The organism is Hoeflea sp. CAU 1731, assembly GCF_039888615.1.
Taxonomy (GTDB): Bacteria; Pseudomonadota; Alphaproteobacteria; order Rhizobiales; family Rhizobiaceae; genus Flavimaribacter.
In genome coordinates, this window is the sequence record NZ_JBDQQS010000037.1 from 1 (window position 1) to 11,132 (window position 11,132).

Annotated in this window: 12 protein-coding genes and 1 pseudogene; 5 read left to right on the forward strand and 8 right to left on the reverse strand. The window is 56.2% G+C overall.

Annotated features, from left to right (window positions below):
• Positions 1-129: 129 nt before the first annotated feature.
• Positions 130-648 (reverse strand): annotated as a pseudogene (locus tag AAFN47_RS27735) (LysR family transcriptional regulator); the annotation flags it as partial.
• A 75-nt stretch (positions 649-723) separates the two neighbouring features.
• Positions 724-1,758, reverse strand: a complete 1,035-nt coding sequence (locus AAFN47_RS27740; protein WP_238720027.1) for a YeiH family protein — start codon at positions 1,756-1,758, stop codon at positions 724-726.
• A 526-nt stretch (positions 1,759-2,284) separates the two neighbouring features.
• On the opposite strand from AAFN47_RS27740, the gene pcaH reads away from it, so the two are divergent.
• Positions 2,285-3,022 carry a protocatechuate 3,4-dioxygenase subunit beta gene (gene pcaH / locus AAFN47_RS27745; RefSeq protein ID WP_499812450.1) on the forward strand — a complete coding sequence of 246 codons (738 nt, stop codon included), beginning with the start codon at positions 2,285-2,287 and terminating at the stop codon, positions 3,020-3,022.
• Complete coding sequence (pcaG, locus tag AAFN47_RS27750) at positions 3,012-3,602, forward strand: protocatechuate 3,4-dioxygenase subunit alpha (protein ID WP_051796746.1); 591 nt, start codon at positions 3,012-3,014, stop codon at positions 3,600-3,602. Before pcaH ends, pcaG begins: the two co-directional genes overlap by 11 nt.
• Positions 3,603-3,622: 20 nt before the next feature.
• On the opposite strand, the gene AAFN47_RS27755 is transcribed toward pcaG, so the two are convergent.
• Positions 3,623-4,456 carry an IS5 family transposase gene (locus AAFN47_RS27755; protein WP_127601122.1) on the reverse strand — a complete coding sequence of 278 codons (834 nt, stop codon included), beginning with the start codon at positions 4,454-4,456 and terminating at the stop codon, positions 3,623-3,625.
• Between the two features lie 212 nt (positions 4,457-4,668).
• On the opposite strand from AAFN47_RS27755, the gene AAFN47_RS27760 reads away from it, so the two are divergent.
• The 3 genes from AAFN47_RS27760 to AAFN47_RS27770 are packed head-to-tail and all read left to right on the forward strand — an operon-like array spanning position 4,669 to position 7,475.
• Positions 4,669-5,661, forward strand: a complete 993-nt coding sequence (locus tag AAFN47_RS27760; RefSeq protein WP_206020966.1) for a TRAP transporter substrate-binding protein — start codon at positions 4,669-4,671, stop codon at positions 5,659-5,661.
• A complete protein-coding gene (locus AAFN47_RS27765; protein ID WP_155276024.1) occupies positions 5,597-6,181 on the forward strand; it encodes a TRAP transporter small permease in 585 nt (194 codons plus the stop codon). Before AAFN47_RS27760 ends, AAFN47_RS27765 begins: the two co-directional genes overlap by 65 nt.
• Complete coding sequence (locus tag AAFN47_RS27770; RefSeq protein ID WP_035228604.1) at positions 6,174-7,475, forward strand: TRAP transporter large permease; 1,302 nt, start codon at positions 6,174-6,176, stop codon at positions 7,473-7,475. Before AAFN47_RS27765 ends, AAFN47_RS27770 begins: the two co-directional genes overlap by 8 nt.
• Positions 7,476-7,537: 62 nt before the next feature.
• Here AAFN47_RS27770 and AAFN47_RS27775 read toward each other — a convergent pair whose 3' ends face one another.
• From AAFN47_RS27775 to AAFN47_RS27795, 5 genes are all read right to left on the reverse strand, one after another.
• Positions 7,538-7,807: an IclR family transcriptional regulator domain-containing protein gene (locus AAFN47_RS27775; protein WP_164749967.1), complete on the reverse strand. Its 270-nt coding sequence runs from the start codon at positions 7,805-7,807 to the stop codon at positions 7,538-7,540.
• 120 nt (positions 7,808-7,927) lie between these two features.
• Positions 7,928-9,472 carry an IS66 family transposase gene (gene tnpC, locus AAFN47_RS27780; RefSeq protein WP_238720028.1) on the reverse strand — a complete coding sequence of 515 codons (1,545 nt, stop codon included), beginning with the start codon at positions 9,470-9,472 and terminating at the stop codon, positions 7,928-7,930.
• A gap of 135 nt (positions 9,473-9,607) precedes the next feature.
• Positions 9,608-9,964 carry an IS66 family insertion sequence element accessory protein TnpB gene (gene tnpB / locus AAFN47_RS27785; RefSeq protein WP_024585271.1) on the reverse strand — a complete coding sequence of 119 codons (357 nt, stop codon included), beginning with the start codon at positions 9,962-9,964 and terminating at the stop codon, positions 9,608-9,610.
• On the reverse strand, positions 9,961-10,359 hold the full coding sequence (locus AAFN47_RS27790) for a transposase (protein ID WP_024585272.1): 399 nt from the start codon (positions 10,357-10,359) through the stop codon (positions 9,961-9,963). Before AAFN47_RS27790 ends, tnpB begins: the two co-directional genes overlap by 4 nt.
• A gap of 94 nt (positions 10,360-10,453) precedes the next feature.
• Positions 10,454-10,993: an IclR family transcriptional regulator gene (locus AAFN47_RS27795; protein ID WP_127601124.1), complete on the reverse strand. Its 540-nt coding sequence runs from the start codon at positions 10,991-10,993 to the stop codon at positions 10,454-10,456.
• Between the last annotated feature and the right edge of the window lie 139 nt (positions 10,994-11,132).

Genomic DNA, 11,132 nt, shown 5'->3' on the forward strand with positions numbered 1-11,132 from the left:
GTCAGATCAACCGACTGAAGACGATCAAGCGCGCTATGTATGGCCGAGCGGGTGCAGAGCTTCTCAGAGCGCGGATGATGCCCATCCAATTGTCCGATCTCCACACAAAGTGAGGCAGACCCAGGTTAAATGCAAAACGACAGCAACAAGCAGCAACTCGTCGGAGGCGATTGGCGTCGCGTCTATGCGGGGGTCGCGCACCTCCCCTTCTACAAAGCCCAAATTAGCGACGCCTTCTCGCAAGAGAGCCGCTACTTGCGCCGTGTTGCCGATCGTGAGCGATACGGATATGCTTGGATGTGCCTCTTTGAATTTGTGCAGGTAACGCGGCAACCAGTAGTTCCCGACGGTCTGGCTCGCAGCGATATGGATCGTTCCACGGCGCAGTCCGGCAAGGTCAGCCAGTACATGCTCAGCGGCTTCCGCCCGAGCGAGCACGGCTTTCGCTTCTGCAAGAAACGTATGGCCCGCGCTTGTCAGTACGATGCCTCTGCCGACGCGGTCAAATAGCTTCGTCTGATAACGCGCCTCAAGGACCGCTATGGCCGAACTCGTTGCAGATTGCGTCAGGTTGAGATCCCGAGCCGCCTGCGTGACATGTTCACGTTCGGCGACGGCAACAAAAATTCGTAGCTGTTCCAGTGTCATCTAAACCTGATCTCTCATGAGCCCCGCTTGAGATGCGGAGCCGGCATATTATTCCCTTGGGATTGAGAAATTTTTCTAGAACATTTTTATCAGGACGAGGCTTAACGCGGCAATGAAGATCGACGCCGAAAAGGCCAGCAGCAAGGGCTTAATACCCTTGGCAAGAATCTCCCCCACATTCGTCCGCAGCCCCATGGCTGCCAAGCCCATAGTGAGTAGAAACGTGGTTACCTTGGGAACGGTCGCCGTGAAAGCTTCTGGAAGGTCGACAAGGCTGTTGAGGGCAACCACGGCAATAAACCCAAAGACGAACCAAGGCACTGGAGCGCGGGCAGACACCTCGTCAGCCCGACTTCGCGAGGCCAAATAGCCAAGCGCGAGCACGAGGGGCGCCAGCATTGCGACGCGAGAGAGTTTGGCGATTGTGCTGATCTCGCCTGCCTCCATGCCGTTCTGGAAACCGGCGCCAATCACCTGTGCAACCTCGTGAATCGCCGTGCCTGCCCAAAGTCCATACTCTGCCGCTGAGAGCCCAAAGACCGGCATGAGCAATGGGAAGATGAACATCGCGACCGTGCCAAACAGAGTGATAGATGCGACGGCATAAGCCACATCTTCATCATCGGCATCGGTGATGGAGTTCGTTGCCACGATCGCGGAGGCGCCACAGATCGAGGTGCCAGCAGCGATCAGTTCTGCCAGCTTGCGCTCCACACCAAGAAGGCGCGCCATTCCCAATGTTGCAATAAAGGTTGCAAAAAGCGATACGGCAACGATGAGGAAACCACCCATGCCAACGGACTGGACCTGCGAAAAGGTGAGCTGAAAACCGAGCAGCACAATCGCTGTCCTGAGAATTGGACGTTGGCAGAAGGCGATCCCGGCAGCCGCGCCACGGGGAATCTCAATGATGTTTGCAAAGATGATGCCCAAGATGACAGCGAGGATCATCGGGCTGAAAATGGCAAGCGCTGGGAAGCCACGCAGCGAATAGGCCGCACCACTGACGACCGCAGCAAGGAATATCCCAGGTAAGATATCCTGCAGCTTAGTCGTTATCCGAAAAGACGTCGAGTGTTGCTTTGACTGGACCGGGGAACGAGCAGACACTTGATACTCCATCTATGCATCGAACGAAATCTCATTCCAACACCGCAGGGTCCAACGCAAAAAATGGATCAGAATGATCGATTGTTTCGAATAGTTCGGTCGACTAGACGGAGCGGAGGTTTGGCGCTCTGCAAGAGCAGCCCATTCGTCAGGTGCGCTAGCTCAATAGTTGGACCAGGATATTATTCCCACCGATGTAGGTTCGGCGAAAAGGCTTTGGCAGAGATTCGGTGTTAAACTCCGACGCCTGCAACCCGATTTCTGCGTCCGCAAACCTGCCGCAAACAGCTTTTCAGGTCGTTGCTCTCTCTCGGTTCGGCAACCTCGCAGTCCAAGCTATTCCGGGTCGTAAACTCCGAGACATATCCCAGCGCAAAGAGAGGCAAGCTCTTTGAAGCGATAGCCAATCTAGAACCGCTCAAATGATCTTAGACGACGGCCTGCAACTCGGGACGGCGTTGACGGGCAAGAAAAAGTGTTCTAGCTTATTGAACAGTGTTTAGATTATATGAACAGGTAAGTGCTCATGGCCTTGTTCCTCCCCGGCTGGCCCGAAGTGCCGGCGGAATATCCCTCCGATAGCGTCGGCATGCATCCGCCTTATGATACGCCGGCCTACATCTTTACCAGAAAGCGCGCTCCATCCCGGCCCTTAACATATATTCCGCAGACTGCTACGGAGTTGTACGGGCCTGTGTATGGACACGAAAGTGTTCGTCCAGAAGACTCGGATCTGACTCGTCAGCATGACGGAGAGCCGATAGGAGAGCGCATTCGAATTACGGGGCGTGTTATCGATGAAGACGGCCGCGGCGTTCCAAACGCACTATTGGAAATCTGGCAGGCGAACGCAGCTGGTCGCTATATTCATAAGTTAGATCAGCACTTAGCACCCCTTGACCCAAACTTTTCGGGCGCTGGCCGTACCGTTACCGGAAGCGACGGCTCATATTCATTTATTACGATTATTCCTGGTGCTTATCCGGTCGTGGGACTGCACAACGTCTGGCGTCCACGCCACATTCACATCTCTTTATTCGGGCCGTCATTTTTGAGCCGCTTGGTCACCCAACTCTACTTCGAGGGCGATCCCCTGCTCAGATATGACTCCATCTATAATGCAGCGCCGGATTTCTCAAAGAGAGGAATGGTGGCTTCGCTCGATCTTGAGGCTACACAGTCTGAATGGGGCTTAACTTACCGCTTTGACATTGTTCTGCGGGGCCGAAACGGGAACTATTTCGAGGAAACTCATGCGCATTGAAGCCCCGATGACGATCACACCATCTCAGACAGTCGGTCCCTTCTATGCCTACTGCCTGACGCCAGACGACTATCAAACGATCCCTCCTATTTTTGGAAGGAACCTCGCCACCGACGATGCTGTGGGACAGCGCATTTCAATTTCGGGAACGCTCATCGACGGAGATGATCATGCCATCCCTGATGGTATGATCGAACTCTGGCAGCCTGATGGAAATGGCAATTTTGTAGGTGCACAAATCAACCCACGAAAGTCATCATTCACGGGCTTTGGCCGCACCCACTGCAATGAGTCTGGCTCCTTCACATTTCACACTGTGAAACCGGGTCGTGTTCCGACATCCGCAGGGATCTTACAGGCGCCTCACGTTGCGCTTTCCATCTTTGGAAAGGGATTGAACCGCAGATTATACACGAGAATCTATTTCGCAGATGAAGTCTCTAATGATGAAGACCCGATCTTGGCTCTCCTGTCGAGTGATGAGCGTGCTACGCTTATCGCAGAAAAGATCGATGATGCCGCCTTTCACATCACAATCCGCCTTCAAGGACAGAGGGAGACGGTTTTCTTCGAAGTGTGAGAGTCGGACTCGAAAAGGCATCAACGATATCCATACCTTGCGAGACGCCTGGTGAGCAGGCGGATGTGGGCGATGGATATCCAGGCTTCTGCTGAAGCGATGGATTTTTCGAAGTCCTTTGCCAGCCTTCGGCATCGGCCAAGCCACGCGAATGTGCGCTCGACGACCCAGCGGCGGGGCAGGATCTCAAAACCCTTGGCCTGGTCAGAGCGCTTGATGATTTCGATCGTCCATTTGCCGATTTTCTGCAGCCGTTTCTTCAGTTTTTCGCCCGCATAGCCGCCATCGGCAAAGACATGGAGGAGCCATGGCCAGCGGTTGCGAATGGATTTGAGGAGATCGGGAGCACCGTCGCGGTCCTGGATATCGGCGCTGTGTACCATGAGGCCGACCATCAGCCCAAGCGTGTCGACAACAATGTGGCGCTTGCGACCCTTGATTTTCTTGCCCGCATCGAAGCCCCGGATACCACCACTTTCGGTCGTTTTGACACTTTGGCTATCGATGGCGCCCGCCGTCGGAGAGGCATCTTTCCCCTCCAGTTCCCGGGCCTCCATAACGAGGTGGTGGTTGATCCGTGACCAAAGATCCATCGCCCGCCACTCATAGAAATATCGCTGCACCGTAGAGCAGGGTGGAAAATCCTTGGGCAGCATTCGCCACTGGCACCCTGTTGAAGCGATATAGAGAAGCGCGTTCACAACCTCGCGCAAGTCGGTCTTGCGGGGACGGCCGAGACGGCGAGGTGCGGGCATGAAGCCAGCTATAAATCCCCATTCGCGATCCGTAACATCGCTTGCATATCGGCTCGTCTGACGCTCATATTGCCGCCGGGTGGTTTCAGTCCAGGCCATCGTGCTCTCCATCGAATCTTTGCAAATCCGAAGGAATCACAACTGGCTGAAATCACTCAACTCTTTTTGGGGCAGCCTCTGAGATCACAAACATAGCACTCGCCTGCGAAGGCTGCCTTTGCAGCGCAAGGTAATTCTGACGCCAATCGCGTGGCCGCATGTTGAGAAAGACCGGACTACGTAAGTTTAGCAACATCAAGCCAAGGAGGAATATGATGTTCTCGAAAATGTTGGTTTCCGCAGTGACCGCGACAGCGCTTCTGTCGACATTGCCCGCCTTTGCCCGTGATCTGAAACTTGCCGATTTTCATTCGCCCTCGCATTTTATTGTTGAAGAGGTATATGAGCCTTTTGCGAACGCAGTGTCAGAGGCAACGGGCGGGGATTTAACCGTCCGACTCTATATGGGAGGGGAGCTTGGCCCAGGCCCAAACGAGCAGTACAATCGTGCTGTCGATGGCGTCGCTGATATCGTCTTGGCTATGCCGGGTTACACGGCCTCTACATTTCCATTGACCCTTCTTGCCGACCTGCCCGGTGTGATTGACGCTGAGACCGGTACCGAACGCATGCTGGCCAACATTGACAAGCTCTCTCAGGAGTATCGTCGAGTTCAGCTGCTCGCCCTATGGAATAACGCACCGTCGTTTTTGTTCTCTGCGACCAAGCCAATTCGTAAGCTCGAGGATCTTGCTGGCATGAAGGTTCGCGTCCCATCACGTAACGCAGGCCTTGTGCTCGAAGCGTGGGGAGGTGTTCCCGTTTCCATGCCTGCAAGTGAAGTTTATAATGCGATGCAAACGGGGGTCATCGATGGAGCGATGATTGACGCCACAGCTCTGACAGGGTTCAGACTGGAAGAGGTGACAAACTACATCACAGTCGGTATGGATACGTCGATTTCCCAGTTTTTGATGGTGATGAATCTCGACAGTTTCCAGGAGCTTAGTGAAGAGCAACAAAAAGCTGTTCTCGATGCTGGTCAGGAAGCCGCACGAAACGGCAATAGGGCTTGGCTCGGCGTTGCATCCACCGCCCTCAAGGACTTCGCTGGAACGGAAGGTAAAGAAGTAATTACGCTTTCAGAGGAAGAAATCGAGAAATTCAATGCCGCAACTAGTACCGTGGTCGAGAGCGTGATTGAAGAAGTCGAAGCAACAGGCGTTGCAGCACGCGCCTATGTCGAAGCGCTACAGAATGACTAACTCTCCGACAATAAAAAAGAAGCAAGGCATCGCCCATTCGATAGTAATCGAATGGGCGGTTGCCTTCTTAACGTCTCTGTCAGCTCTAGCCTTAGCCATTATCTTATGCACCAGCTTTGTTGGCGTCATCATGCGCTATTTCTTTCAGACCCCAATCCTCGGTAGTGATGAGATAATTCAGCTAGTCTCGATCGCGTTGGTTATGCTCGCAATGCCAGGCACCGCCCAGCGCGACGGACATGTGCGAGTTGATGTGTTCGATGAGCATATCGGCGTGTGGGGCCGTTTCATTGGCGACTTGTTCTCGCGTGCCGTAGGCGTCTACCTCATGTACCTCTTGACTTGGCGCTCGTGGCTAAAACTGCGTGAAGCACTGGAGTATAACGACCTATCCAACATGCTGCGTGTCCCATTCTGGCCATTCTATGGACTCATGGCGCTCGGGAGTGCCCTTTTTGCAGTTGTTCTGGTCCTGCAAATAGTTGACCTCATTCGCGGGGGACCTGGCGCTGATGACTGATTTTTCGATTGGCCTCTTCGGCATCGTAGCGCTTTTCGTATTGATGGTCTTGCGCATGCCAGTTGGGATGGCGATGCTGACCGTGGGCTTCTTCGGCACGTGGATGCTGAATGGCTTCCGTTCGGCGAACGCCTTAATGGTTACGGAGACATTCTCTCAGGTATCCAACTACTCGTTGACCGTCATCCCTCTATTTATATTGATGGGCAATATAGCTTCGGTAGCCGGCTTCAGCCGTGGGCTCTACGAAGCGGCTTTTGCATGGGTGGGGCGACTCCCTGGAGGTCTTGCTTCGGCTTCAGTCCTTGGGTGTGCGGCGTTCTCCGCCGTCAGTGGCTCATCGGTGGCGACTGCGGTTACCATTGGACGTGTCGCACTGCCAGAGATGGCGCGTTTCAACTATTCCAGCGGGCTCGCAACGGGTGCGATTGCTGCCGGTGGCACCCTTGGTTTCCTTATCCCACCATCAACCGGCTTTGTTATCTACGCCATTCTCACCGAACAAAGCATTGGCCAATTGTTCATGTCGGGTATTCTCCCCGGTCTCTTGCTTGCAGGCTTGTTCATTCTCACGGTCACCCTCATCTCGCTTCGAAATCCAGAAGCGGGACCGCGCGGAGCTCATGTTCCGCTAAAGGAACGTATGGCTGCCACACTCCGTGCGGCGCCCCTGCTAACGGTAATCATAGTATCAATTGGGGGTATTTATCTTGGTGTATTCACGCCAGTCGAAGCCGCCGGCATCGGCGCGGGACTGGTCCTTATCTTGGCTCTATTTACGCGGAAGCTGACTCCGTCAACCGCTTGGCGAGCGGTTAGCGACACGGTCAGCACTACAGCCATGCTGTACCTGATCATTATAGGCGCAGCAGTCCTCAATCCGTTTCTATCGATGACACAATTGCCGTCGATGTTGGGCGAAGCAATGACGTCTTCTGGTCTCGGCCCCTATGGCGTGCTGTTTCTTGTCGTTGTTGCCTATCTGATTTTGGGGATGTTCATGGACGGGTTAGCAATGCTGGTCGTGACTGTTCCCATCTTCTACCCCATCATGATGTCGATGGGCTTTGATCCGATCTGGTTTGGTGTTGTAGCCGTTATCATGATTGAGATGGGTATGATCACGCCTCCTGTCGGCATGAATGTATTTGTCGTGAAAAGTATTGCCGGTGATGTGCCCATGGCCACGATTTTTCGCGGCGTCCTGCCATTCTGGTTTGCAATGGGGTTCTGTCTGCTTTTGCTCGTACTTTTCCCCCAAATTGCATTGTTTATACCCCAGGCGATGTTCTGACTTTTTCAGCGAAATACAAGTGTCCCGGCCAACTGCGCAGCGGTTGGCCCGGACACTTGCCTCTACCTCCTGTTCCACCCCAATGAACGAGACATTTCAGCTGCGGCCTCTTGTACATGAATGGTGCAGAAGGTCAGTTTCTCCTCCTTAAGACGGCTGGCAGGTCCAACGATTCCGAGCGACGCCACCACTTTGTGGGTCTGGTCACGAATCGGTGCTCCAACCGCATTCACACCTGGTAAGTAGCCGCCAAGATCGACAGCATAGCCTAAACGCCGAATGTCCTGGAGTTCAGCTCTCAATATCTCAGAATCAACGTAAGCGACGTCCACGTCCCATTCGCAAAGATTTGGAGGGACGGATTGCAACGCGTTGGCGCAACGGACTGCAAATCCGTTGATCAACGCGTTGCAAATCGTTGAGGTCGCGACTGTGGCGGCAGCTGCGGAGAATTAGGAGGTGCGGGCGAACGACCAGGGCAAGAGTTCGTCGATCCGCGACTGCGGGTGACCGGTTGCGATCGCTTCGAGGGTCGCTTTCATCCAGGCGTAGGGCTCCACGCTGTTGATCTTGCAGGTGGCGATGAGCGAAGCTATGCGGGCCCATGAACGGCCACCTTCGTCGTGACCTGCAAATAGACTATTTTTGCGCGTCAGAGTCAGCGGTCTGATTTGATTTTCGACGGGGTTAGTGTCCATCTCAACGCGGCCATCGTCGAGAAACAAAGTGAGGCCAGCCCAATGGTTCAGCAGATAGGCGATCGCCTTGCCCATCTCGCTGCCCGGCGACAGGCGGGCGGCTTGCTCGCGCAGGAATCTCTCGAGTTCGGCGACGAGCGGCCGTGATCGCTCGTTGCGCGCCTTTTGTCGGATCGCGGCGTCGGAGCCACGGATCTCCTTCTCGATTGCATAGAGCGCGGCGATGCGCGCGAGGACGGCTTCGGCGATGGGTGAGCCGGCCTTCGGAGTCGCGGCAATGATCTCGCGCCTGGAGTGGGACCAGCATGCGGCCAGCCGCAGCGGCGCGCCGCCTTGACGCTCGAGTCGTGCGAGCCTGTGATAGCCCTGGTATCCATCGACCTGAAGGATGCCGTCGAAGCCGTCGAGGATATGCTCGGCATGTTTGCCACTGCGTCCTGGCGCGTAGTGGTAGACCACGATTGGTGGATCAGCGCCGCCGTGGCCGCGATCGTCGCGCAGGACAGCCCACAGATAGCCGGTCTTGGTTCGACCCCGGCCCGGATCGAGCACGGGCGCCCTGGTCTCGTCCATGAACAAGCGGCCCGATTGCTTCATCACGACGCTCATGCGCTCGATCAACGGCGCGAGGTGGAAGGCGACCGTTCCCATCCAATCCGCCAGAACGGCACGATCGATGAGGATGCCATGCCGGGCCAGAACCTGGGACTGACGATAGAGCGGCATGTGCTCGCTGAACTTGGCGACCGCCACCTGCGCCAGCATCGCCTCGGTGGGCAGGCCACCCTCCACCAGATGGGCGGGCGCCGGCGCCTGGCGCACGCCAGCGCATCCTGTCGCGCAGGCGTAGCGCGGTCGCACCGTCTCGACCACGCGATACTGGGCCGGCGTCACGTCGAGGCGTCTGGAGCGATCCTCGCCGATCCGGACCATCTGGCCGCAGCCGCAGGGACACTCGAGGCTCTCGGGTTCGATCACCTGCTCAATGCGCGGCAGGTGCGCGGGAAAGGCGCGGGCGGCGCGGCTGGCCCGGCGGCCCGACGGTGCCGCGCCGGTGCGGCGCGCACGATCGTCTTGGCGCTCCTGGACTTCGGCGATGGCGATCTCGATGTCTTCGAGCACCAGCTGCATCTGATCGGGATTGAACTTCTCCGAGCGTTTGCCGAAGCGTGCGCGCTCGTACTCCTTCACGAGCAGTTCGAGACGGTCGACGATCTGTTTGGACGCAGCCAGTTCGTTCTCGACATGAAGGCGCGCCGTGCGTTCGTCATCAGCGCGACGACGCTCGGCTGCGAGCATCGCTTCCTGCGCGCTGAAGAGCGCTCGCAAATCGGCGGGCAGCGCTGCAAGACGGGCGGGATCAATGGCGGACGGTGGCACATCCGCAAGCTATCATCCCGAGGCGCCGTGCGAAACAAATCGTCAGCCCCCGAGTCAGTTCGCCGCAGCTGGTGTTGCGACGATCCGTTCGCCCACACGCTTCCAGTTCAGCCCGTCAAACAGCGCTTCGAACTGCACCCGCGTCAGATGCATGACGCCGCCGCTGATCTGCGGCCACTCAAAACGGCCAGCGCGACCAAGGCGCTTGTAGATTAGAACGAGGCCCGTGCCGTCCCATAGCAAAATCTTCAGCCGGTCGGCGCGCTTCGAACGAAAAACCACAATCAGGCCCGAATGCGGATCGAGCCCGAGCGTGTTCTGCACGAGGCCGGCCAGCGCGTCGTGCCCGCACCGGAAATCGACAGGACGTACAGCAAGCACAATCCGCAGTCCCTGCGCCGGAATGATCATGCGCCGCGCTCGATCGCGGTCACGATCTCCGCGATCCGCACCGCTGACACGTCCGCGTCCAGGCGAACCGAAACCTTGCCAATCGTAATCTCGACAGGCCCCTCGTTCTTGCCTGACGCCGCTGGATCACTCAACTCGATCGACACGAAATCCGCCGCTTCGTCCGTGACCAATGCGATCCGGCCGGCACGCGCCAATCTGCGCCACGTCGTCAATTGCTGGGCCTTGACACCATAACGCCGTGCGACATCACATACGCGGGCGCCAGGCTTCATGGTCTCGAAAACAGCGCGCCCCTTGGTCTCCGCAGACCACAACCGGCCTCCAGAACGGGTACGGCGCGCAAGCTTCCCTACAAAACCGTCGGCTTCGGCTTCCTCGCCCGATAGCTCCATCGCCCTCAGTCTCCTCCTGGCTGCCTGAACAACCAAGAATCGCAGACCACAAACCGAGGGGAAACCCATCAATCAAATGGGGACAAAGCTTCGCTTACGAATCAACGATAGTTTCCGATGTGAAGCGCTTGAGGGGTTGCGAAAGGAGCTGGGACAGTTGCGCCTCTTCTATGAACGCAAGCAGGGCTTTTCCGTTTGCAGAGCAATGCAAAGGGGCACTGCCGCCGACGCGAGAAGCAACACGCATCGGTTCGGTGCTTTCGTTTTTCGCGAGGTAAAGAAGCTCCGAACCGTGCAAGACAGAAAGGGTTACCGTTTCCCCCGTCTTTTCCATCAGAGCCTTCATGTGGGGCGAGCAAACCTTCACCAGATCTAACTGAGCGAGCTTAGTTCCGGCAAGCCGAACGAGTGCGAGCCCGAGCCGGTATTTTCGAGTCTCAGGATGCTGCTCAACGAAACCTGAGCTGGCGAGGGTGCGAAGCAGATTGTGAACTGTAGCGCTGTTAATATCGAGTATTCTTCCGATTTCGCGTACCCCAAGCCATTCAACATCGGTCGTGAATAGCTCAAGTAAGGCAAGCGCTTTTGAGACCGTTTGTACTGTGCCTTGTGGCGAATTGGACTTCTGAGCCATAGTCCTCTCATTCTTGCGAATCGCTGCCTTCCGGTGGTTGTCATATACCAGATCATCTCGATCTCGTGAGTGGTCGACGGATGATGGCCACTATAGTCCTTCCTATCGGTGAGTCTTGCCAGCCATGCTGCATCCCCTT